At 57.7% G+C, this 23,541-nt stretch carries 15 protein-coding genes and 1 pseudogene; 12 read left to right on the plus strand and 4 right to left on the minus strand.

What is annotated here, in order from left to right; genetic code table 11:
* Positions 1 to 69: 69 nt before the first annotated feature.
* Positions 70 to 2,703, plus strand: coding sequence for a YhgE/Pip domain-containing protein (locus tag CHU70_RS05170; protein WP_147739782.1), 2,634 nt, complete (start codon positions 70 to 72; stop codon positions 2,701 to 2,703).
* Complete coding sequence (locus CHU70_RS05175; RefSeq protein ID WP_147719238.1) at positions 2,703 to 5,045, plus strand: YhgE/Pip domain-containing protein; 2,343 nt, start codon at positions 2,703 to 2,705, stop codon at positions 5,043 to 5,045. The genes CHU70_RS05170 and CHU70_RS05175 overlap by 1 nt, the downstream gene beginning before the upstream one ends.
* Positions 5,046 to 5,051: 6 nt before the next feature.
* Here the strand turns inward: CHU70_RS05175 and CHU70_RS05180 are convergent, their stop codons facing one another.
* Both CHU70_RS05180 and CHU70_RS05185 read right to left on the minus strand, forming a co-directional pair.
* Positions 5,052 to 6,089 carry a class C sortase gene (locus CHU70_RS05180; protein ID WP_070827602.1) on the minus strand — a complete coding sequence of 346 codons (1,038 nt, stop codon included), beginning with the start codon at positions 6,087 to 6,089 and terminating at the stop codon, positions 5,052 to 5,054.
* 157 nt (positions 6,090 to 6,246) lie between these two features.
* Positions 6,247 to 7,251, minus strand: a complete 1,005-nt coding sequence (locus tag CHU70_RS05185; RefSeq protein ID WP_147719237.1) for a DMT family transporter — start codon at positions 7,249 to 7,251, stop codon at positions 6,247 to 6,249.
* A gap of 446 nt (positions 7,252 to 7,697) precedes the next feature.
* Between CHU70_RS05185 and CHU70_RS05190 the strand changes: the two genes are divergently transcribed.
* The 6 genes from CHU70_RS05190 to CHU70_RS05215 all read left to right on the plus strand — a co-directional run bounded on the left by CHU70_RS05190 (position 7,698) and on the right by CHU70_RS05215 (position 14,634).
* A complete protein-coding gene (locus CHU70_RS05190; RefSeq protein ID WP_048733180.1) occupies positions 7,698 to 8,963 on the plus strand; it encodes an aspartate kinase in 1,266 nt (421 codons plus the stop codon).
* Between the two features lie 9 nt (positions 8,964 to 8,972).
* The gene (locus CHU70_RS05195) at positions 8,973 to 10,013 is read left to right on the plus strand and encodes an aspartate-semialdehyde dehydrogenase (protein WP_049171166.1); all 1,041 of its coding nucleotides are present in this window, start codon (positions 8,973 to 8,975) and stop codon (positions 10,011 to 10,013) included.
* Positions 10,014 to 10,769: 756 nt separating this feature from the next.
* Complete coding sequence (locus CHU70_RS05200; RefSeq protein WP_049171163.1) at positions 10,770 to 11,726, plus strand: iron-siderophore ABC transporter substrate-binding protein; 957 nt, start codon at positions 10,770 to 10,772, stop codon at positions 11,724 to 11,726.
* Positions 11,727 to 11,777: 51 nt separating this feature from the next.
* Positions 11,778 to 12,794, plus strand: a complete 1,017-nt coding sequence (locus CHU70_RS05205) for an iron ABC transporter permease (protein WP_222865499.1) — start codon at positions 11,778 to 11,780, stop codon at positions 12,792 to 12,794.
* Complete coding sequence (locus CHU70_RS05210; RefSeq protein WP_370449632.1) at positions 12,791 to 13,843, plus strand: FecCD family ABC transporter permease; 1,053 nt, start codon at positions 12,791 to 12,793, stop codon at positions 13,841 to 13,843. The genes CHU70_RS05205 and CHU70_RS05210 overlap by 4 nt, the downstream gene beginning before the upstream one ends.
* Positions 13,840 to 14,634, plus strand: a complete 795-nt coding sequence (locus tag CHU70_RS05215; protein WP_016421888.1) for an ABC transporter ATP-binding protein — start codon at positions 13,840 to 13,842, stop codon at positions 14,632 to 14,634. The genes CHU70_RS05210 and CHU70_RS05215 overlap by 4 nt, the downstream gene beginning before the upstream one ends.
* Here the strand turns inward: CHU70_RS05215 and CHU70_RS05220 are convergent.
* Positions 14,631 to 15,554 carry a siderophore-interacting protein gene (locus tag CHU70_RS05220; RefSeq protein WP_016421889.1) on the minus strand — a complete coding sequence of 308 codons (924 nt, stop codon included), beginning with the start codon at positions 15,552 to 15,554 and terminating at the stop codon, positions 14,631 to 14,633. The two genes, CHU70_RS05215 and CHU70_RS05220, sit on opposite strands and share 4 nt — an antisense overlap.
* A gap of 111 nt (positions 15,555 to 15,665) precedes the next feature.
* Positions 15,666 to 16,855, minus strand: a pseudogene (locus CHU70_RS05225) (IS3 family transposase); the annotation flags it as partial.
* Between the two features lie 519 nt (positions 16,856 to 17,374).
* Here CHU70_RS05225 and CHU70_RS05230 point away from each other — a divergent pair.
* The 4 genes from CHU70_RS05230 (at position 17,375) to CHU70_RS05245 (ending at position 23,183) form a co-directional block, all read left to right on the plus strand.
* Entirely contained in the window at positions 17,375 to 18,022 is a 648-nt protein-coding gene (locus CHU70_RS05230) for a hypothetical protein (RefSeq protein ID WP_049171148.1), read from the plus strand.
* Positions 18,023 to 18,961: 939 nt separating this feature from the next.
* Positions 18,962 to 21,883, plus strand: a complete 2,922-nt coding sequence (locus CHU70_RS11465; RefSeq protein WP_147719235.1) for a VaFE repeat-containing surface-anchored protein — start codon at positions 18,962 to 18,964, stop codon at positions 21,881 to 21,883.
* Positions 21,884 to 21,892: 9 nt separating this feature from the next.
* A complete protein-coding gene (locus CHU70_RS05240) occupies positions 21,893 to 22,648 on the plus strand; it encodes a class F sortase (protein WP_070546304.1) in 756 nt (251 codons plus the stop codon).
* A gap of 175 nt (positions 22,649 to 22,823) precedes the next feature.
* Positions 22,824 to 23,183, plus strand: a complete 360-nt coding sequence (locus tag CHU70_RS05245) for a hypothetical protein (protein WP_005511660.1) — start codon at positions 22,824 to 22,826, stop codon at positions 23,181 to 23,183.
* Positions 23,184 to 23,541: the final 358 nt, after the last annotated feature.

The raw sequence follows: 23,541 nt of genomic DNA on the forward strand, positions 1-23,541 counted from the left end.
CCCGCCCATCGATAGTTCTAAAGCTAGGACCAATGTATTTAGCGGGGTAAAGATGATAGCGTCCTTAAGGTGCAAACTAGCTGGTCTATTCTGAAGCGAGACTTGCGCCGTCTCCGCAATAGCCCAAGAGTGTGGGTGATTATCATCGGCGTGATGATTACCCCTGCCTTGTATTCCTGGTTCAACATCCCGGGCTTCTGGGATCCGTATGAGCACACCGAGAACATCGGCGTGGCAATTGTGAATGAGGACAAGGGCGCGAGTTCCTCGGTTACCGGAAGTCTCAATATCGGTAACCAGGTGGTCAAACAACTAAAAGAAAATCATGAACTGGGCTGGCAGTTCCCCGATGCCGAGAAGGCAGACCGAGATCTAAAGCGCGGCAAGGTCTATGCCGAAATCACCATTCCGCCGAATTTCTCGCAGGAAATGGTCGATCTGATCCAAGGGCAGGGGCATCCAGCAAAGCTGAAATACCGCGCTAACCAGAAAATCAACGCGATCTCGCCGCACATCACGGCGCAGGGCGCGTCCGGCATTGATGGCCAGATCTCCGCTTCCTTTAATAAGGAGATTGCGAAGGCGGTCACCGAGGAGGTTAAGGAAGCTGGCGGCCTGCTGCAGGGGCGGTTCGATGCGGCTCGTCTCAATTCCGCCGACGCTTTCCAGGATGTCGCTGATGCGGTTGCCAATAGCCGCGATGAAGTCGACGCTATCCAGGAGCAGATTGGCGATCTGCAGCCGACGATTGCGCAGATTAAGAAGACTCTTGGCAGCGTAGATACGGCCCTCGACGATGCCCAGGATGCGTTGACGCAGGTGCAGGCGATTACTGGTGAGCTCAACAACGAGGTCCTGAATTTCTCCGCGGATCTCAACGACGCCTACCTGCAGGGCAGTACCGCCCTGGTAGAGGGCACCGGTAACGCCAACGCCGCGATCGGCGCGATGACTGGCAATCTGCAGGGCGCAATTTCCCGTTCGGATTCCGCGACGGCTGCGGCGGAGGACATCGTCAAGCAGGCGGATCAGGTCATTGGCGGCCTGAATTCCCTGTTGGATGCCAGCCCGCTCAACGGCCCGGATAAACAGGCAATCCAGCGCACAATCGATGCGCTCGACGAGAGCAACGCCACCAATAAAGAGCTGGTGGAGGGCCTGAAGAATGTCTCTGGCTCGGCGCAGGGAACTCTCGACTCCCTCAACGCCACCAGCGAGGCATTGGCGCAGGCCACTAAGGACGGCAAGGCCGCCTCGGATCAGATCCGCCAGGCGTCCAAGGACGCACTCCCGCAGTTGAGCAGGGCCCTTAATCAGCTCAACGCGCGCGTGGGTTCGTACGCGGCGGCGCTTGGCGCGCAAAAGGACACCGTCCGGGAAACGTCCGCGCTTCTCGACGCTACGAGTGGGCAGCTTTCCGCTGCGACTCAGGTCCTCGAGAGCTTCAAGGCTGACCTTGATGGCGTACGCGATGGCCTGGAAACCGCGCGTCTCGATGTTCTTACCCTGGGTACCACCGAAGAGCGCGAAGCCATGAACATGGTCAATGACCTCGACCCCGAGGGAATTTCGCAGTTCCTGAGCGATCCGGCCGAGATCCAGACTGAGGCCGTGTTCCCGGTGGATCACTACGGCTCGGGTATGGCGGCGCTGTTTACCAACCTGTCGTTGTGGATTGGTGCGTTCATTCTGATTGTGATTTTCCGCGTGGAAGTCGACGCGGAAGGTTTCAAGGAAATCACGGTGGGCCAGGCGTACATGGGCCGCACATTGCTGCTGGGCATCATCGCTACTTTCCAGGCGCTGATTGTCTCTATCGGTGACATCGTCATTGGTGTGCAGCATGTCAGCGCGGTTGCGTTCGTCCTCACCTGTGTCGTGGTGGAGTTGTGTTATCTCGCCATTATTTACAGTTTGGTGGCGGCGTTTGGCCACGTGGGACGTGGTATTGCCGTAGTGCTCGCGTTTATTCAGATTCCTGGCGCCGCCGGTCTCTATCCAATTGAGATGACCCCGGACTTCTTCCAGGCGCTGAATCCGTTCTTGCCGTTGACCTACGGCATTGATGCTCTCCGCGAGACCATTGGTGGTTTCTACTCGAATTACTACCTGAAGAACATGCTCACCTTGATGGCCATGGCAGTGGTCGCCTACGTGGTCGGTTACTGGCTGCGCCGCAGCCTGTCCTCGGTCAATGTCTTGGTCAACCACCAGCTTGAAGAGGGCGGACTGGTCAACAACGAAGAAGTCCACCTGGTCGGTAGCGGATACAAGCTCAGTGACCTCGTCTTTGCGCTGCGTAACCGCGAGGAGTACCAGTCGCGAGTCGACGAGCGGATGGAGAATCTGCGTGGCAGCTACGCGCTGTTCATGCGCATTGCCATTGGTGTCTCGTTGGCCGCCCTGGTGGTGCTGGGTATTTTGGCCCGTAACTACCCGGATCAGAAGGCCCTGTTCTTCGGTCTGGCTTGCCTGTTTGTGCTGCTCTGCCTCGCCTACATCGCGGTGCGCGAGTACGTCAAGCAGTCTGTGATTCACGCCCAGGAGCTCAGCGAGATGTCGGAGGAGGAGCTGCGCGCCTACATGGAGCACCAGACTTCCCATCCGCATGCGTACTCGTTGGAAAATGCTGGCGATACGTTTGAGCCACAGACGAAGGTGTCGTCGGCAAGCGTGAAGACTTCCCCAGAAGGTGAAGCCTAATGAGAAACGTTCTTGAAATTGTGCGGAACGACTTTCGGGTGATCCGCCAGAACACGATGACCGGCATCATGGTTTTCGGTCTGGTGCTGATTCCGCTGCTGTTCACCTGCTTTAATGTGCTGGCCAGCTGGGAGCCGTTTGAGAACACCGAAAAGCTGAAGATTGCGGTCGCCAGTAATGACCGTGGTCATCGCACGGATATCGGTGCGATTGACGTCAACTTGGGCAATGAGGTGCTGTCGAAGCTGAGCCGTAACCACGAAATTGACTGGCAGATTACGGATTCTGAGGACGCCATCGACGGCACTAAGTCCGGTGACTACTACGCGGCAATCGTGCTTCCGGAGAACTTCAGTACTGAACTGATGACCTTCTACGTCCGGGGCACCAAGGCGCCTAAGCTGACGCTCTATACGAATGAGAAGAAGAACGCGCTTTCGTCAATCATTACGAGTAAGGGCGCGAGTGGCGTTATTCAGGAGATTGACAAGAACTTCACGCAGGTCGTCGCCAGTGTTGGGCTGGGCGTGATCACCTCGCTGGATGAGTATCTAAACACCTCCGACTCCAAGCAGGCACTGACGCGCGTGCAAAACCGCGTTGATGACACCGCCGCGCGGCTGCGCTCCGGTGCGCAGACTGCTCGTTCGCTGTCCACGCTGGTGGAGACCACCGTGCCGCTGGTGGAGACCGCGGATTCCATTTTGGAAAACGCTGGTGCGCGGATGGACATTCTGCGCAATGGTTCGGGTGACGGCAACGTCGCAGGCGATCTGGAAGCCGGGGTCGGCAATGTTCGCGACTCGGTTAGCACGGCGCTCGACGCAACGCAGTCGAGCTACGAAGGCGTGCGCGACCGCGTCAACGAGCTTGTCGACGGCACCCAGGCCACCAGCGGCGCGACCGCGGATACCTTCGATGCGATGGCGGCCAAATTCGGCCAGCAGGCCGACGGTCTGACTGCGATGCGCGACCGCCTGGAAGACACCGTGGGGGCAGTGGTTCCGGGTGTCGCTAAGCCGGGCTATGACCGCGCGATTTCCGATCTGAACACCTCGATTGCTCGCACCCGTGGGCTGCAGGAGAGTTTCTCCGCCGTGGCGGCGGATTTGCGTCGTGGCCGGGATACGGGATCGTCGATAAGCCAGGCGAAGGACGCTTTCACGGCTGCGATTGCGGCTGTGGAAAATGCCAAGAACTCCTACGAGCAGAACCTGCGCCCGCAGATCGACGCACTGTCGGAGCCGGTGTCGCGTCTGAGCAACGACATCGAGGTCATTGGCGAGGACATTCGCGGCATCCGCGGTACGATTTCCGGCTCGCCGGTGGATACGCTTCGTAAGACCAGCGCCGCCACGATGGGTCTGAGCACCCGCTTTGATGATTTGGCCGCTCGCTTCGACGAGATTCACAACGCGCTGGAAGAGGCGAAGGACACCGGTGACCTCTCGCGAATTGCTGAGGCCGTCGGTGATGACCCAAGTGCCCTGGCAGCGCAGTTGGCCGCGCCGGTGCAGGTCGAGGAAGACCCCGTCTTCCCAGTCCAGAGCTTCGGTGCGGGTATGGCGCCGTTCTATGCGACCCTCGCGCTGTGGATCGGTGCGCTGCTGTCGTCGGTGCTGATCCGCACCACGGTCCGTAGCCGCGGCGGTCAGAAGGTCGGCGATGAGGTCGGTGCTGATGAGGTCGAAGCTGCGGTCGATGAGGCGCAGAGCGATGAGGCGCTCGATGATGCGCAGAGCGATGCAGCCGCTGAGGTCGGCGATGATGCTGACGCTGAGGCCGAGAAGTCCAGCGACCAGCAAATCAACGCTGCCCAGACCGATGACTACACCCGCGCCGAGAAGTACTTCGGCCGGTTCGCCACCTTCGCCACCGTTGGCCTAGTTCAGGCCACGCTGATGGTGTTGGGACTCCAGGTGTACGTGGGCATCGATCCCGCACACCGATTCCTGATGCTGCTGGCCGGCTGGATCATCTCGCTGGTGTTCATGATGATCGTCTTCTCGTTCGTCTTCACCTTCGACAATGCCGGCAAGGCCATCTGCGTGCTGTTGCTGGTGATGCAGGTCTCGGCTGCAGGTGGCGCGTATCCGCTGCCTCTGGTGCCGCAGTGGGTCCAGAACATTAGCCCGTGGCTGCCGGGTACCTACGCGATTGACATGTTCCGCAGCTCCATCGCCGGTATCTACGAGGCCGACTACTGGAAGCTGATGTTCATGTTGGCGCTGTTCATCATCCCGTCGCTGATCCTGGCACTGGGCCTCCAGCGCATCTTTGAAAAGGGAATCAACGACATCAAGGACGCAATCGGGGAGACGAAGGTGATGGCCACCTCGTAAGGGGGCCTAATCCTCCGCCTCGTCGCTCTCGCGCTCGGCCTCCGGTTCGCTCTTGCCGTCGCGCGAGAGCTTCCGCAGCCACCAAATCAGCAGCGCAATAATCACCGCCGCTGCTGCCAGGATGGCCCACATCCACCACTGCCACTGCGAACCGCTGCCGTCGAACACGGATTCCTCGTCAGGATCCATCGGCACCTGGTGCCCCGTCACCAGCAGGCGGTGCGTGTTAATGCCGTAAGGCGTGCACGTAATCAGGGTGATTAGGTCTTCTCCGGGGACGCGTCGTAAAGCATCGGTTTCATCCGGCTTTACGACGGCTACGTCGTGGACCTCATACTTCAACTTGTGACCCGCGACTGCGATGTAGAACGCGTCGCCCTTCTTGACCTTGTCGAGGTTGTCCCACAGCGTCGCATTCTGCAGACCCGTATGCGCGGACAGCGACGCGTGACGACCTTCGCCCTCGCCCACGCCGCCGACCGGGAAGTCGGTGCCGTAGAGGTGACCGACACCGCGCGAAAGCGACTTTTCCGACGTGCCGTGGAAAATGGGCAGGTCAGAGTTGATGGACGGGATGACGATGCGACCGAGCGCGTCGGTCTCGCCAAGCACGTCGAGGTAGTGGCGGTAGCGCTGGTACTCGGGGGAGGACTCGTCATCGGAGGTGGTCCAGGCGTCGCCGGGATTGACCTCGCCGAGGCTGGCGTTGTACTCGTGGGCCTCGTTCCAGGCGGTGTCCAAGACCTCGGGAGGAGCGGATTTCTCCAGCTTGGAGTACTCATCTGCGGCGCGGGCCTGCAGGAAGTTGTTCCACTGCGTTGCGACAACCGGGTACAGCAGCACGCCCAAACCGCCAATGATCAACAGCAGGGCGATGATGGTGTTCGAGTTGAGCTTCTTGCCCTTTTGGGGCTTTGCTTTGGTGTTGGTTGCGGCGGTTTTGGTTGCGGCGCTGGTGCTGTTTGCGCGTTCGGACTTCCGCTTAGATGTCGGTTTGGATGCCCGCTTGGAAGTTGCCCGCTTGGAATGGGAATGACGCCCCATCGAGTCCTACCTTTGGTGACCTTGTGCATAGCGGCCACGGGTCTTTCTCACCAGGGATAATTCCCGGGCAGGGGATAGCCAGGCCGACAAATCGCTAACGACTTAATAAGTGCACATACCAATTTAGGTCATGCAACCCGGGAGAGTTGAACTCTACTTACCGCGCGGCGGCATCGGTGGAGTCTGTGGTGGTGATTTCGGTGCTTGGGGCGTCGGTGTCTGCGGTGTTTGCGATGCTTGGGGCGCTTGTGGAGGTCGCCTCTGCCGGCCGAGCCGCCAGGGCAATAGTGGCAGAAATCATGGTCACCAGTGCGATAAACAGCGCCACCCACTGCACACCAACTGCCTGGAAGCGCTCACCAAGAACGATGTATCCCAAGCTGAAGGCAACGATCGGCTCCACGACGGTCATAGCTGGCAGCGAAGCTTGCAACGGTCCCGCGTTAAAAGCCGCCTGCTGCAGGCCGACGCCAATAACCGCCAGTGCCACCAGCAGCCAGAGTTCCCAGGAGAGCAGGAGCTGGACAAGTCCGTCGTTGACATAGGTATCGACCACCGACTTAGACAGCAGCGCGACGAAGCCGTACAGCCAGCCGGTTGCAGTGCCGAGCAGTAGGGCCTTCGGGTTCTGGCGCAGCACTCCGCGCTGTTTGGTGTCTGAGCCGCCACCGGCGCCGGTGCCGGTGTTGGGCCACTGAACTGCAGCGGCGTAAAGCCCGCAGGTGACCACGCCACCGACGGCAAGAGCCCATCCCCACAGGTAGGTGGGGATATCGGTGGAGCCGGCAGTCGGCTTGCCGAGCAACACCAGCGTCGCCACCGCAAAAGTAAGCGCCACGGACCAGATCATCTCTGACCGCGAAATCCGCCGACCGTTGACCTTCGCCGCCAGCGGGAGCGTGAGCATCAGCTTCATGACCAGCAACGGCTGCACCAGGAGCAACGTGCCAAATGCCAACGCCGCGACCTGAAATACATACCCGGCAATCGCCAGGCCCGAGCCCAGCCACCAGCGCGGCAGCTTCAGGGTCTTCGCCACTCCGCGAAGTGTGCTGGTGCCCTCTTCCAGTGTTCCGGAGAGGTTGTGGCGGATGACGGTTCCCCACGCGATGCTGAGTGCGGACAGCAGTGCCAGTATCGCTGCGAGAAGGTCATTGTTCACGTAGGAGATGCTAGGCACGCAACACTTGTCATGTCCACTTCGCAGGGGTTGGGCGGGGCAGTGCTTGGTGCCCGCAGCGCCTCGGGAATTAGCTGGTTCGGCCAAGAAGCTGACTGAGCTCGGAGTGGAGCTGACTGAGCCCGGAGTTCCTGGCACAGTACCGAGAGTTACTGACTAGGTTTATGACAGTTTTGACAAGTTTCAGGGCATATTTTTGTCATAAACTTAGTCAGTTTCACATTTGCAGCCCGCAGCAGCGTCCGATCCGCACCCAACCCACGCCCAAACACCCCGCAAACCCCCACGCAACCCGATCCAAACCCTCCGCACAACCTCCGCAAGCTACGTTTTGGTAACCCACTATGTAATTACGAATGCGACTCAAGTAAATTGAGTCAATAATAGTCACGTGCATATAGTTGCCTAGTTTTTGGAGGTTGCCGACCATGGCACTGGTTGTGCAGAAGTACGGTGGTTCATCCCTGGAGAGCGCCGAACGCATTCGTCGTGTTGCAGAACGAATTGTGGAAACCAAAAAGCAGGGCAATGACGTCGTGGTTGTCTGCTCGGCAATGGGCGACACCACCGATGAGCTTCTGGACCTCGCTGAGCAGGTCAACCCGGTCCCACCGGGACGCGAGATGGACATGCTCCTGACCGCCGGTGAGCGTATTTCCAATGCGCTGGTCGCTATGGCTATCGCAAGCCTCGGCGCCTCGGCCCGTTCTTTTACCGGTTCGCAGGCCGGCGTAATTACCACGGAGCGCCACGGTAACGCCCGCATTGTCGAGGTCACTCCGGGCCGTGTCCGTGAGGCTCTCGATGAGGGCCATATCTGCCTAGTGGCCGGTTTCCAGGGTGTGAACCGCGAGACCAAGGACGTCACTACGCTGGGTCGTGGTGGCTCGGATACCACTGCGGTCGCTCTCGCGGCAGCTCTGGAGGCAGACGTCTGCGAGATTTACTCCGACGTGGATGGCGTGTACACGGCGGATCCGCGCATTGTGCCGGATGCCCAGCGTTTGGACACCATTTCCTTCGAGGAGATGCTGGAGATGGCCGCGGTTGGCGCGAAGATTTTGCAGCTGCGAAGTGTCGAATACGCCCGTGCGTTTAATGTCCCGTTGCGTGTGCGTTCGTCGTATAGCAATGAACTTGGCACCCTTGTTGATGGATCGATGGAGGATATTCCTATGGAAGAAGCAGTGTTGACCGGTGTGGCGCATGACCGCTCCGAGGCGAAGGTGACCGTGCTGGGCATTCCGGATGATCCGGGCCAGGCGGCGAAGATGTTCCGTGCTGTTGCGGATGCGGAGATCAACATCGATATGGTGCTGCAGAACGTCTCCACCGTCGCGGATAACCGCACTGACATTACTTTCACGTGCCCGCGCGAGGATGCTCCGAAGGCGATGGCGTTGCTGAAGAAGCTGCAGGCTGACAACGACTGGAAGGACGTGCTTTACGACGATCACGTGGGCAAGGTCTCCTTGGTCGGTGCTGGCATGAAGTCCCACCCGGGTGTGACTGCGACGTTCTGTGAGGCGCTCGCTGATGAGGGTGTGAATATCGACCTGATTTCCACTTCTGAGATTCGTATCTCGGTGCTGGTTAATGACCAGGATGTCGATAAGTCTGTGAAGGCTCTGCACGACGCTTTCAATCTCGGTGGCGACACCGAGGCTGTTGTTTACGCTGGTACGGGACGTTAAGGAGTTCTTATGACCACGATTGCTGTTGTTGGTGCCACTGGTCAGGTTGGCCGTGTGATGCGCACCCTGTTGGCGGAGCGTAATTTCCCGGCCGATAAGGTTCGTTTCTTCGCTTCTGCTCGTAGTGCGGGCAAGGAGTTGGAGTTCCGCGGCGAGAAGATTGTTGTCGAGGATGTCGCGGCTACTTCTGATGAGGATCTGAAGGGCATTGATGTCGCGGTGTTCTCCGCTGGCGGCACGCTGTCGAAGGAGCAGGCTCCGCGTTTTGCGGCTGCTGGCGCTGTTGTTGTTGATAACTCGTCGGCGTGGCGTAAGGATCCGGAGGTCCCGTTGGTGGTCTCCGAGGTCAACCCGGATGCTTTGCAGGACATCCCGAAGGGCATTGTCGCGAATCCGAATTGCACCACCATGGCCGCGATGCCGGTTCTCAAGCCGCTTCACGACGAGGCCGGGTTGCAGCGTCTGCGTGTGTCCTCCTATCAGGCGGTCTCGGGTTCGGGCCTTGCTGGTGTGAATACTCTGGCTGGCCAGGTGCGCGAGAACATCGACAACCTGGAGAAGCTGACCACTGATGGTTCGGCTCTGGTTGCGGAGGACTTTGGTCCGTATGTCGCACCGATTGCTTTCAACGCGCTGCCGGTGGCTGGAAACTTTGTTGATGATGGTTCGCTGGAGACTGATGAGGAGCAGAAGCTCCGCAATGAGTCCCGCAAGATTCTGTCTATCCCCGAGCTGGCTGTTGCTGGTACTTGTGTGCGCGTTCCGGTGTTCACTGGCCACACGCTGGTGATTCACGCTGAGTTTGAGAATGCTCTGTCCGTAGAGAAGGCAACCGAACTGCTGGAGTCCGCGCCGGGCGTGAAGGTCGTCGACGTTCCGAATCCGCTTGCCGCCGCTGGTGTGGATGAGTCCCTGGTGGGTCGTATCCGTGTCGATCAGTCGGTTCCGGAGGGGCGTGGCCTGGTGCTGGTTGTCTCTGGCGACAATCTGCGTAAGGGCGCTGCTCTGAATACCATCCAGATTGCGGAGTTGTTGGTCGCTGACCAGTAGTTGAGCGCAGTACTTAAAAGCGCAAAAAGTTAAGCCTCGGCACTTAGCGAACTTCGTGCTCTCAATGACAACTACTCCCCACTAGTCGGTAACTGATTTCTCAGTCCAACTAATGGGGAGCAGTTCACATTGTTGCGGTAGGGGGCCTATTTTTTTCTTATTGACGCCCACGCTTTCCGCTTGGCTGCAGCGCCAGCGGAATGTGAGATTGTGCGAGCGCAGTGCTGGGGGGATTGCGTCACGGGAGGCGCCGGCGCCCTATTTGGCGGCGTGAGGATGTGCAGATGTCGCTAGACCGGGAATGCGTGGCCGACGGCGCCGTTTTTGGGGCGCTAGCAGGGGTGAATGTCGCTAGAACGGGAGTGCGTTAAAGACGCTGATTTGCAGCTCCGCAAAACTGCAGGTCAGGGAATTGTCGCAAAATTCGGAGGCGCGCCTGTGCTGACAGATTCCCGTTCTAGCGACATTTCGACCTTCGAAGTGCAACTTTTCCGACAGTTGGTGCCACGAGTTGCAATAGCGCGAGCATCTCGGCACTGAGAGCCAGGGTGGCTAGGGTGGCCAGGGCGGCGATGGAGTCGGTAGCGGCCGAGCGGGAAGCGGACTAACTTAGGGCAGCCTGTTGTGTGGTTAGCCTTACCTGTGTAATATAGACCCGATTACTGTGTTGGCCGTAGCCGAAAGAGGCCATCAGTCTCTTGGGGCTACGGGTACTTTACAGCGTCTCAAAGAGTTCCTTACACGTTAGGCTTTCACATGTTTCGAAACAATTCGCTGACCCGTCGAGCGGCGCTGAAGACCGCCGCTGTCTTGGCAGCATCCACTCTTGTTCTGTCTGGTTGCTCCCGAGGCGACGACGCGGCGGCGTCAAAAAATGAGGGCACCGGGGATGAGCGCATCGCCGCAGTTGGCCTGGGAGACAGCGATACCTTGCTCGCTCTAGGCATCCAACCAGTCCTCGTAGCGCCCTGGGGTGCTGAGGGAGATGTTGATGCGTCTGGCGTCGGCCCATGGGCTACCGAAAAGCTCGGCGACAACAAGCCTGAAGTGGTTTACGGTACTGCCAACGGATTCACTGCTGAAATCCTGGAGAAGATCTCCGCCGCTAATCCGGACAAGATCATTGCGGTGAACTCTGCCGTAGACGCGCAGGCGAAGAAGGCGCTTAATGACATCGCCCCAACCACCGTTAAGCCAGACGGTGCCACGGACTGGCAGATCCCCTGGCGGGATCAGGTCAACCAGATCGCCGGCGCTGTAGACAAGCAAGAAGAAGGCGACAAACTCGTCGAAGAAACGCAGAAGGCCTTCGATGATTTCCAACAGCAGCACCCTGAGCTCAAAGGCAAGCGTGCGGCTATCGTCATGCCTTATCAGGGAAAGATCGGCCTGTACACCTCCGGTGACGGTCGCGGGCAGTTTATCAAGAGTCTGGGCTTCGAGATCCCGAAGGAGCTCGAAGGTAACGGGGGCGAGTTCTACCGCGACATCGCACCTGAGAACTACAGCGACCTCAACAACGTCGATTACCTCTTCATCCTTGATTACCAGGGTGCCGCCGATACCTTGAAGAAGGATCCAACATTCAGCAAGCTGGACGTTGTTCGCGAAGGCAAGGTCCGCTGGATGGACGAAAACGTGGGCAATGCAATGAGTATGCCGAACCCATTGACCATCCCCTGGGCAGTCGACAAGTTCTCTGACGCAATTTAATTGAAAGTGTCCGTTTCAAGAACTCGATATTCTTTGGTGTTTTCCCGGCGTTTGCTTACTTCGGCCGCACTCGTTGGCTTGGCTTTGCTGCTGCTTGCCTCCCTGTACTTGGGTTCCAAAGATCTTTCCATTGGCGAAGTGACCAGCATCCTCATGCATGGTCCGCACCCATCTACGCAATCCGGCATCAATGCTGAACAGTCCGGCATCATTTGGGACTTGCGCGTTCCGCGCACCCTCTTGGCTGTGATCACAGGCGCAGCCCTGGCTATGGCGGGTGCCATTGCTCAGAGCTGGACCCGCAACCCCCTGGCAGATCCCGGCATTATCGGCGTGAACGCTGGAGCAAGTTTCGCAGTCGCTGCGGCACTGACCTTGGGCTGGGCAACGACGGTCGGGGAGCGGACACTTGTAGGGCTCGTCGGGGCGGCCGTCGCTGCCTTAATCGTGCTGTTGATTTCCCGCGTATCGCGTAACCCGCTAACTCTGGTACTCGTGGGCGTGGGAGTTACCTTCGCCCTGCAAGCGGCCACGAATATGCTGAGCCTCTATTCTTCCGACACCCTGGAAGGGCTCCGCCGCTGGACCGTTGGCTCTACGGCTGGGCGGGGTATGGAAGACGTGGCCTTAGCTGCTTTAGGTCTAGCACTAGGTGCTCTATGCGGTGCGCTTGCAGCACGCCCGCTGGATCTACTTGCGATGGGAGAGGACTCCGCCCGTTCCCTTGGCAGCTCGCCCACGAGAACCCGCTTGTTGGCTGCCGCAGCGGTGATCATCCTCGCCGGCTCGGCGACAGCCACTGTGGGGCTTGTGACATTCGTGGGCTTCGCCGTGCCACACCTATTACGCCCGTTTACCGGCCCGTCCCTGACTCGCCTCTTGCTGCCGACCGGCATTGTTGGTGGCGCGGCTGTGTTGCTAGCCGATATTGTGGGCCGCTTCGTCCTGCAGCCTAACGAGCTGGAAATGTCCATTGTCTTAGCTATTGTCGGTGCCCCAGTGATGATTCTGGCGGTGCGACGTAAGAAGAGTTCACCGACCTCGAATGACTCGGAGCTGACGATATGAGCGATATGACGTCTATCCGTAGTATTAAGCGTTCACGAAGCAGACGCGTCCTGGCGGCTTCGGCAGGGTTCGCCCTCATAGCGGCTCTTTGTTACTGCTTAATCCTGGGGCAAGGAGCGGTGAAGCTCAGCCCGATGGAAGTCATCGAGGTTCTCACCGGTGGGGGCACACAGCAAGCAATCAACGTGGTGTGGGATCTCCGCCTGCCTGTAGCAATCGCTACCGTTCTGGTCGGCGCGGCTCTAGGGCTGGCAGGTGCGTGGACTCAGACCATGGCCCGCAATCCGCTGGCCAGCCCGGACATTCTCGGTGTATCCGGCGGCGCGGCGGTTTTGGTTGTGGCGGGCACCGTAGTTACCCGCCCTGCATGGAGTGAGGGGGCGCCGACGTTCTGGTGGCGTGCTGCACTCGCTTTGCTTGGCGCACTAGTGATCGTTGGTTTGCTCGTTCTACTCGGTGGCTTCGGGACGTCGCAGCGCGTAGTGGTCATCGGCCTGGCACTGTCTTTCCTCACGCAGTCTTTAGTGCAGTATCTCCTGCTCCGGGCTGACTTAACTCGTGCCACGGATGCCCAAACTTGGCTCGCTGGGTCTACCGGCTTTGTGCGTATGGAAGCTTTGTTGCCTATGGTGTTGGGCCTGTTGCCCTTCGTAGTTTTAGGCCTCTGTGTTACGCGCGATGTCCCTCTTCTTTCTCATGATGACGCCACCGCGTCCACACTTGGGGTAAATGTCACGAGGGTGCGCGCTATTTTGCTCATTGCCGCAACGGGCATTGTCGCGGTGGTGGTTTCCTTTGTCGGCCCAATTGGATTCGTGGCACTATTGGCTCCTCAGCTGGCCAAGCTGGTGGCCGGAACGCCCACGCCCCATCCGTTGTGCTCTACTTTTGCAGGCGCTGCTCTATTAGCTGCGTGCGCCGTCGTGGCGGGCGCACTGCCATTTACATCCCCTGTGGGTTTGGTTACCGCCATCATCGGTGGCCCCGCGTTGGTGTTGCTTGTGTGGTTGGCGGCCCGTCGCGGAACTCTGAAAGGAATGGTTCAATGAACGTTCAAGTTGATCACGTCACCGTGGGCTACAACGACGGCCCAAGCATTGTTAAGGACGTGTCTTTCACTGCAGAGCCCGGGAAGGTCACCACGCTCTTAGGCCCCAATGGTTGTGGCAAGTCGACGTTGCTCAAGACGCTTTCTCGGCTGCTTGCTCCCGCCGAAGGACGGGTTCTTGTAGAGAAAAAGGACGTGCATAGTTTGCGGTCGCGCGAAGCCGCCCAACTAATTGCGCTTTTGCCACAACACCCGCTGTGTCCGGCGGGATTGACCGTTGGAGAACTTGTGGAGCGCGGACGGCACCCTTATCGTCGATCGCTCTGGGGTGGGGGAGCGACGGCGTCAGAAGATAAAGAAAAAGTGCGCGAGGCGCTGAAGAAGACGAAGGTTGACCATCTTGTTGCCCGCGACGTGGCGGAGCTTTCTGGCGGCCAGCGGCAGCGGGTCTGGATGGCGATGGTGTTGGCGCAGGATACGCCAATTGTGCTGTTGGACGAACCGACTACCTACCTAGATCCGGCACATGCGATAGAGATTCTAAGTATCGTGCGGGAGCTCGCTCAAGAGGGCAAGACGGTGATTACCGTACTTCATGATCTTGGCCTGGCGGGAGCTTTTAGCGACGAGATGATCGTCATGAAGGAAGGGGAAAAGATCGCCGAGGGTTCTCCAAAGGAGGCTCTGACGGTGGATGTGTTGCGCGAGGCATATGGCTTGAATGCCGAGGTGTGGGAAGATCCCCGCGGTATGGCTCCGATTATTGTGCCGCGAGGGATTGTGGCCAATTAAGGCCGTGCCCTGCCTAGGAACCAATAGGGGCACCACTGCACGGATTCGCTATTGAGGCCCCAGGTGTGAATTGCGTGGCGCCGTACTTCCTTGCAGAGCTGTCCTTCACCCGCGACCCAGACGTACTTCGACTGTGTTGCGGGGTGTTCGGCACGGTCCAGTTGCTGTAGGTGGGACATCACTGCCGTGCTGAAGTCCGTTGTAGCGCTAAACAGCACTTCTAGGCTGCCCAGCTTGCTCTCCCAGTCGGCGACGAGGGATGGCTCGAGGTCACCATGGTTCTCGGCGACCACTACGAGGTGTATGTCGCGCAACTGTTCCGGGGCAAACGCATCCGCGTAATCCAAAATGGCGCGAACGGAAGGTACGGCAGATGGGTCTGCGATAAGTGTTTGTGAACTTTGCGCGCGGTGCCAGAGGCCCTGGCATGTCCAGATGCCTACCTGGTCGCCAACACGAGTTGCAAGAGCCCAGGCGAGCCCTGGTCCGACGTGCTCATCCTTTGGATTTTTGACGCCATGTGTCGCCACGTCGAAAGTTATCTGTCCGCACTCGGGATCGAGTGAGCGTACGGTGTACCAACGTAAATTTGGGCGTTGGGTCTCCGGCATGGCTGTAACGCTTGCGCGGATATTGGCGCCACCTCCGTGGAGGGGTAAATGGAGATTCTCGCCGGGCTTAGCCGGCATAAAGAGGCCAAAGAATTCGTCCGGGCCGGAAAGCTGAAAGCCGACTAGCTCGGGGGAGCGGATGACGATCCTCTGCAGGTTTTCTGCCGGGGCGCTGACGTCATAAACAGTGGCGCGGATGATTCGATGGTGCGGTTCAGAAGGGGCGGCCAAGAGTAGGTGGTCAGAAAAGGCCGCGCGGTAGGCGGAAGTGTTCGTCGGAGTGTTCAGGGTAACTGGGTTCGAGGTCATAGTGGGAGTTAACTTACCCTTACCTAAAGCAAAAGTGAAAGGGTGAGGGGCAGAAAAAGCCCCGCGGGGATCCGAGGTGAACTGGTCCCCGAAAGTTGGACTGGTTTAACTCTAGGCGGTTAGGGCTTCAAGGGTCTGATTTCGATATTGCATCGGGGTCAGGCCCTTGAGTCGTTGTTGGACGCGTTCGGTGTTGTACCACTGGATGTATTCGTCGATTACTTGGTTGAACTCTGCGACCGTGTCGAAGACTTCTCCGTGGTACATCTCGGTTTTCACGTGCCCGAAGAAATTTTCCATGACCGCGTTGTCGTAACAGTTGGCTTTACGCGACATCGACTGAACACCACCGTTGTCGCCAATCAGGTCACGCCAGGAGGCATGCTGGTACTGGAAACCTTGGTCAGTGTGCATCATCCACCCGGGTTCAGGTGCCCACGCCGCGATCGCCTTGGACAAAGAATCGGTGGTCAACGCTGTCGACGGCGATGTAGCCACGGTGTGGGCAACGATTGAACGGTCGAACAAGTCCATCACCGGTGACAGGTAGACCTTGCGGCCTGCAACCCTGAACTCGGTGACGTCGCTGACAAAGACGGTATTTGGCTTATCTGGGGTGAATTTGCGGTCAAGTTTATTGTCAGCAATGCGGCTGATCGTCCCAACATAGGAAATATACGGTCTGCGCTGGCGAATCTTAGCTCGAAGCCCCATCTGGCGCATGAGTTTGTAGACGAGTTTGTGGTTGACCACCCAGCCCTGGTTGCGTAGGTCAAGTAGCACTCGTCGGTAGCCGTAGCGATGCTTGTTACGCTCGAAGCTTTCCCGAATCGCTTGCTTGAGCTCGGCGTGCTTATCTGGCTTACTGAGTCGTTGTTGGTGGTAGAAGAACGTCGACCGTGGCATACCTGCTGCCTCTAGGAGGTACTCCAAGCGGTGGTGAGACTTGAGGATGACAATCGCCTGGACTTTCAGGCGCGTCCCTGATTCCTCAAGTCCCGCATTTTTTTTAGATAGGCATTTTCGGCCCGCAACCGTTCGTTTTCGCGACGCAGCTTGTCTTCCTCCGACAGCGGCTTCGGCGTGACCGATCCTTTGGGTCTGCCCTTCGGCTTTGGTTTCAACGCGTCATCGCCGTCTTTGCGCCATTTCCACGACCACCCGCGGACCAGCTGCTGTGATGACAGGCCAAATTCACGTGCAAGATCCATCGCTGTCTAGCCAGCAAGGTGGCGTTGGACAACTTCCTTCTTGATCTCGAACGAGTACTGCTGCTTAGTCGGTTTCTCCACAAGACATAGCCTGCATGCAGCTTAAACCGACGACAGAGCATACGGGCGGCATACTTGGAGACACCAAGGGCATTGGCAGCGGCTGTATAACCCATGCCTTGCTCAAATAGTTCAACCAATTGCTCGCGCTGATATTCACTTAGCGAACTTCGTGCTCTCAATGACAACTACTCCCCACTAGTCGGTAACTGATTTCTCAGTCCAACTAATGGGGAGCAGTTCATTAGGTGCCGAGGCTTTTCTGCTGGAAAAGGCGAGCCTGGTTTGGGGTGACCAAACGGCTAGCAATGTGACCCGTGACATGCGACGTTTGGGCATAAGTGCAGGTTAAATTTCGCCGTTATTCTGTTTCCAATTTCCTGGCTGAAGTGGGTCGAATTTCTATATTGTGACCGTTTTTCATCACCGGTACGGTTTTCGTGTGAGCACGGCAGTGGCCGCAAAGGAGAAGGCGAGAAGCCCTTTACCTTCAGCTCTGGGCATCGCGCCACACCATTTATCTACACTTCATTTTTCTAAAGGATCATCATGGATAACCTGTGCAATATCTGCGAACTGATTTCCTCCTTGCCAGCACCGGCTCCGCTGCCGGTACCTGAGTTCAACGTGAACTTCCCGGAGGGCCCACTGGTTCAGGTCGACTCACTGTTCCCGAACTTCCACTCTCTGACTGAGGGCGGCAACCTGGGTCTGCAGAACGTCGGTGGCGATCAGGACAACGCTCTGCAGAACGTTGGCGGCAACCAGGGTCTCCAGAACGCTGGCGGCGATCAGCTGAACGGCGGAGACCAGATTGGCGGCGACAAGCTGGACAAGGGCGACAAGGTCGGCGGCGACCAGGTTAACGACAAGGGCCAGATTGGTGAGCGTCAGTCCGGTTTCCAGACCGGTGGCCAGGACCAGAGCCTGCAAAACGTCGGTGGCGACCAGGGTCTGCAGAACGGTGGCCAGGAGCAGGGTCTCCAGACTGGCGGTAAGAACCAGAACGGCCTTCAGACTGGCGGCCAGGAGCAGGGCCTGCAGACCGGTGGTAAGAACCAGGGTGGCCTCCAGACTGGCGGCCAGGAGCAGGGTGCCCAGACCGGCGGCAACAACCAGGGTGGCCTGCTGGCCGAGGACGGTGCGGGTGACAACCTGCCAGTCGACCTGGACCTCACCGGTGCAAAGGCTATCTAAGGCCGTTTAAGCTGACTTAGGCACTGCACTACAATGACACTGCGCAGCTATTAGCTCTCGCGGCTATTAATACGTAACAGCGCACGAGCGCCTTCTCACTCCTTGCGGAGTGGGGAGGCGCTTTTTTGTGTTTATAGCTGGCGACGTTGGGTCGATCCGAGTTACTGACTGCGTTTATGTCAAAAATGGCCCGAAAAATGTCCTGAAAGCGTCATAAACTCGCACAGTTTCACATTTGCAGTCCCCTATTCAGTCGCGTTTTACATAACGTGATCTGTTGGAATGCCGTGAATCAGACCCATTTTTGTCTATTAACCGCGGATGGAGAGGTTGGGGCGGAGAGGCGATTATTTATGCAGCCGCAATTAGCACACAATTATGTGGCTTATTAAATGATGTCCGGGGATTCTTTTGTAAATAGTCTTGAGACATCATTTTTGCTCTTAGAGATTTATTGGCTTGCATTTTCATTAGGTGGGGGTGGGGTGTCATTTGTGCCGTAACTCACAATTATGAAAATCGTGACATGGGAGACATTCTAACCCAAATTAATGGGCGGGGATTCATTGAAAAAACTTCATATGCGCAGGTTAATCGTGATTTTATGGGTTGAATGGCTAGGTGTCGTGGCGAAAGGTGGAACTTCGGCATGTGTGTGGTGTCCAAATGTCCACCCCAGAAAAAATATGCAAACAACAATTATTGACATTGAAATAAAAGACAATAGGGGTGGCAATTAAATGGCTCAACAAACATAAAATGTATTTGTTATATTCGGGGACGGCCAACGCTATAAATGAGAATTAGAAGGCGATGTCAACTGGGCTACCTGTGATGGGGGCTGGAGACGCTTATGCGTGGTCATTGATTGTTAATTGAAGGCTGGAAAGGTAGCGAAAGGTGTATAACGCACTGAAATCGAAGGAAGGGGGAGGGCTCATGTTCGGTCGTTTTACAAACGAGAAGCGCTGGTTGGCGCTTTTTAGCTTCGTGGCTGTGCTCGCTCTTTTCTTCGCTAAATCTCCAATAATTGCGCATGCGCAGGAGGCAGAAGACACTGGCGAAACCCTGACGATCCAGAAGATTTTGAGTGTTCCTGGAACAGTTAAGGGTGTTGAAGCCAATGGAAATGTCCGTGATTTTGGGCCACTCATTGCGGCATTTGACGAGGCGGCAACTCCATTTGGTAGCCACAAAATGGGTTACTGCATTGAGGCCAGCGTCGCCGGTGATCTTTATGACACCGGTCGTGTACAGAACTTCAGTCAGTTCTCGCGCAGTACAGATACCAATAACAAGCTGCGGAACGACTTTGACCGATACCGGAAGCTCAACTGGATTGCGCACCACGGTTCTCCAGCTGTTGGTTTGGATGAACTGGGGAAGGCGGCTGGAGTTAAAGGACGTCTGAAAGTGCTGGACGCCAATAACGCAACTCAATTCGCTCTGTGGCACTTCTCCGATGGCATTGACTTCTCCCAGGGCATTCACAACCCATCGACGAAGGCTGTCTACGACTACCTCACTGGTCCGGCTAACGTCGGTCAGGGCACTGTCGATGGCACGAACCGCACTGGCTACATTTTCAACAATGGTAAGAAACAAGACATCATTGTGATTGACAATGTCACTCCGTCTTCCGGTGAAGTTCCGGCAGAGCCGACGAAGCCGTCTGAACCGGAGCAGCCAACCGAACCGGAAAAGCCGACTACTCCGACCACGCCTGCGGAGACCACGACCCCGTCCGAGTCGACCAAGCCGTCCGAGCCGGAGAAGCCGACCACGCGTAAGCCGTCGATCTCCACTCAGGCTCGCCTGAACGGCAACAAGATTGTTGCGGGCGCTGTGGTTAAGGACATCGTGAAGTTCACCGACCTGGTTCCGGGTAAGAACTACCGCCTGGACGCCACCCTGGTGGACAAGACCAATGCTGATCGCATCTTGGGGACCGGCAGCGTGGAATTCACTCCGGAGACCTCTTCGGGTGAGCAGGCTGTCATGATTACCGTCTCCGATGATGTAGATGAGCCGGTTACCGCTGCTGTTGCATTTGAAAAGCTGACCTCGACAGAGGTCACCGCCGATGGCCAGGACAACACCGATGGTCAGCGGGTAGAAATCGCTACCCACGAGGACATCAACGACGCAGCTCAGACCGTTCACGGCGAAAAGCCGGAGCAGCCGTCGACCTCCGAAGAGACCCCGACGAGCGAAGAGACAACCGAGGAGACGACCGAAGAGACAACGGAGCCGTCGTCCAGCGAGACCACTACTTCTGAGACCAGTGAGTCTGAGACTCCGACGACGTCGGAAAGCGAAGAGCAGCCGAGCTCATCGACGACTACTCCTAACACCTCCGAGTCCACGAAGCCGGCCGCTCCGACGGAACCGACCGAGCCGACTGACAGCACTGAGTCGCAGACCACGGAACCGACGGAGCCGACTGAGACTACCGAACCGTCTAAGCCGAGCGAACCCGCTGATACGCCGCTGGAGCCGGAGCTGCGCACGGTAGCCGAGCTTCAGGGCAACCGCATTGAGGCTAATGCCAAGGTTGTCGACACCGTGCATTTCGAGGGCCTGGTGCCTGGTAAGAACTACACCCTCTCCGGTGAACTGGTTAATAAGGCTGATGGCTCTGTGATTGGTCATGGCGAGGCGACGTTCAAGCCGACGTCGGCAAGCGGTACTGTGACTGTCACTCTTGAGGTGTCTGACTCTGTTAAGACTCCTGTTGCTGAGGCTGTCGTGTTCGAGCACCTGACCTCTGATGAGGTCGACTCGACTGGTAAGGAAAGCGCTGGTCAGGTCAATGAGATCGCTGACCACGCAGATATCAATGACGCAAGCCAGACCGTGACTGGAGAGGTTCCGGAGAAGCCGGAAGACACCCCGACTGAGGAAAGCGAAACTCCGTCCGAGGAGACGACCGCACCGGAGACCAGCTCGACTGAGCCGACCACGTCCACCGTTCCGGTAACTCCGAGCGAGGATGAGCCGTCCGAGCAGCCGGAGACGACACAGCCGGAAGAGCCGTCTGAGACGACAACTCCGTCTAAGTCCGAGTCCGAAAAGCCGAGCAAGCCGAGCAAGCCGACTAAGCCCGCTCAGCCGGAAAAGCCGAGCAAGCCGACGAAGCCTGCCCAGCCGGAAAAGCCGTCCAAGCCGACGAAGCCTGCCCAGCCGGAAAAGCCGAACCACCCGAGCACCCCAGCGCAGTCTGAGGACAACCCAGCCATCACGACTACTGCCGGTATTGCCGGCAAGGCTCTGGTTGAAAAGGGTGCTGTCGTCATCGACACCGTGCACTTCACTGGCCTGAAGCCGGGCACGAAGTACACGTTGACCGGTGAGCTGATGTGCAAGGAGACGGGCAAGTCCACTGGCGCTAGGAGCCGCCTGCACTTTGTGCCGACGGCATCCGCAGGCACGGTTGATGTCCCGATCATCATCACTGACGGCGACTGCGCTTCCCAGGTTGTCTTCGAGACTCTGACCGATGCCAATGGCAAGGAAGTTGCTGTTCACAAGGACATCAACTCTGCGGAGCAGACTGTCACGAACGGCAAGACCCCGGAGAACACGCCATCTGAGCAGCCGAAGGATGAGGGCGAGCAGAACACGCCTAACGACGATTCCTCTGCACCTACCAGCGAAGCTGCTACCCCGACCACTGTGATTAATCAGCACTCGGAGCAGAACAACACCAACGTCACCATCATCGGTGGCACTGGCCAGGACAAGCAGAAGAACCACGGAAAGCCGTTGGCTCCGAACTCGGAACGACGTGCAATTAGTTCGGTTCCGTCTGGCCCGACTGGTTTGGCTACTCACGCTCTGCCGACGGTAGCCACGAACTAAGGAGATTCCATGACTGATCAGTTTGGCTCGGACGAGACCGGCAAGGAACCTGGAAACGCACCAGGATTCGAACCGGAAACCGAAACTGGCGCACTCGGCCATGTTGATGCGTTTGGCCAGGACGAAGATCAGGCCGATGGCCAAGTCGAAGACCTGCAGGACGTGCCTTGGTGGAAGCAGCCACGGGTGTATATCGCCGCTATCGCATTAATCGGCGTTATCGCTCTGCTGGTGATTGCCCAACTGAACCGCAATGATTCGGCGCTCGAAGGTGCGCAGGAGAATCTTCCTACTCCAGCACAGGGTTCTCGGGGAGCTGTGCACGAGATGGAGATGCTCATTGATGGTAAGTCGGCTCCGATTGATTTCGTTCAGCTGACTGATCAGGGATCTCTGATTCCTCCGACCGATGTTTCTCGCCTGGGCTGGTATTCCGCCTCAGCGATTCCCGGTGAGAAAGGTGCTGCTGGATCGTCCGTCATTACTGGTCACGTCAATGAGGTGGATCAGGGTGATGGTTACGCTGCACGTTTCGCTGACTTGAAGGCTGGTGACACTGTCACGGTGAAGGTGGATGGCGAAAGCCGAGACTTCACCGTCAGCAAGGATCCGATCCAGGTGGTCAAGGGCGCTCAGATGCCTGAGGTCGTCAACGATGCAGTTGGTGAGAACCGCTTGGTCCTCATTACCTGTGGAGGCGAGTTCGTCGGCGGCACTTTGGGTTACGCCGACAACATCATCGTCGAGGCCACTCCAGTGCGCTAATCCAGTGCGCTAGATCAGAGCACTAGGGCGCTGGGGCTCAGCCTCAACTAGTTGACCAATTTCATTGGCTGTGGCTGTTGAACGCCGTCGAACAACGGCGGCGCCGACAGTCACAGAAAAACACAGAACAAATCTGCAGAAACCCTGCAGAAACACAGAAGATAAGGAAGTACCTATGAGCATGTTGAAGAAAATCGGTGTCTGGGGTGTGGGCGCACTCGTGCTTGCCGCTCCGGTTGCCACTGCCGCACAGGCAGTAGCTGCACCTGCAAACTCTGCTGACACTGCAGTTGTCGCTCCGGGCAAGGGTGGGTTCCTCCACTCGGGCAAGCTAGCCGTCAACCGCTACGTCTTCGAGCTTGAGCACCGCGATGGCAAGGACTACGTCAACATCACCTTCACCGGCGATCACAGCGCTGACGTGCAGATCATGCCGGATGGCATGACCCCTGAGGGCAAGAAGAAGGTCGACCAGATTGGTGACGTCCTCAAGCTCAACGGCTACAACGATGTTCACTACTGGGCGGTTCTCTAAACGTCCCCTGTGACGCCGAAGCGCGCCCCGTGTCGCTTACTGTCTCTGTGCTTTTACAGGTCCTAGCACAAGGCGGTGGGTCGCGGGGCGTTTCTTGGTTTTTTGATGGTGTCCTTTTGCTTTCGCTTGACGACGTTGTCGTGACAGCAAATACGAGAAGGTTGATGAGCCCTCATTTGCCCGGCGTGCGCTGCGACGATAGCGGTAGGGGGTAAAAGCTATTGATACAAACCAACTGGTTAGCCCTGATTGGGGGGAGGGGGATAAATCGCGGAAATCTTTACGCTTTTTTGGGTGAATGAGCAAAAGCCCGTCGCGAACAGTGCAAAGAGCTATCGCGGAGGTAGTACGAAGTGTG

Origin of the sequence: Corynebacterium sp. LK10, assembly GCF_008042455.1 — a bacterium.
Classification (GTDB): Bacteria; Actinomycetota; Actinomycetes; order Mycobacteriales; family Mycobacteriaceae; genus Corynebacterium; species Corynebacterium jeikeium_D.

Bases quoted from the DNA above. Each gene is read 5' to 3' on its own strand.
- CHU70_RS05230 (WP_049171148.1), top strand. From the start codon at position 17,375: ATGGATAACCTGTGCAATATCTGCGAACTGATTTCCTCCTTGCCAGCA.
- CHU70_RS05175 (WP_147719238.1), top strand. From the start codon at position 2,703: ATGAGAAACGTTCTTGAAATTGTGCGGAACGACTTTCGGGTGATCCGC.
- CHU70_RS05220 (WP_016421889.1), bottom strand. From the start codon at position 15,554: ATGACCTCGAACCCAGTTACCCTGAACACTCCGACGAACACTTCCGCC.
- CHU70_RS05190 (WP_048733180.1), top strand. From the start codon at position 7,698: ATGGCACTGGTTGTGCAGAAGTACGGTGGTTCATCCCTGGAGAGCGCC.
- CHU70_RS05210 (WP_370449632.1), top strand. From the start codon at position 12,791: ATGAGCGATATGACGTCTATCCGTAGTATTAAGCGTTCACGAAGCAGA.
- CHU70_RS05245 (WP_005511660.1), top strand. From the start codon at position 22,824: ATGAGCATGTTGAAGAAAATCGGTGTCTGGGGTGTGGGCGCACTCGTG.
- CHU70_RS05200 (WP_049171163.1), top strand. From the start codon at position 10,770: ATGTTTCGAAACAATTCGCTGACCCGTCGAGCGGCGCTGAAGACCGCC.
- CHU70_RS05215 (WP_016421888.1), top strand. From the start codon at position 13,840: ATGAACGTTCAAGTTGATCACGTCACCGTGGGCTACAACGACGGCCCA.
- CHU70_RS05240 (WP_070546304.1), top strand. From the start codon at position 21,893: ATGACTGATCAGTTTGGCTCGGACGAGACCGGCAAGGAACCTGGAAAC.
- CHU70_RS05195 (WP_049171166.1), top strand. From the start codon at position 8,973: ATGACCACGATTGCTGTTGTTGGTGCCACTGGTCAGGTTGGCCGTGTG.
- CHU70_RS05180 (WP_070827602.1), bottom strand. From the start codon at position 6,089: ATGGGGCGTCATTCCCATTCCAAGCGGGCAACTTCCAAGCGGGCATCC.
- CHU70_RS11465 (WP_147719235.1), top strand. From the start codon at position 18,962: ATGTTCGGTCGTTTTACAAACGAGAAGCGCTGGTTGGCGCTTTTTAGC.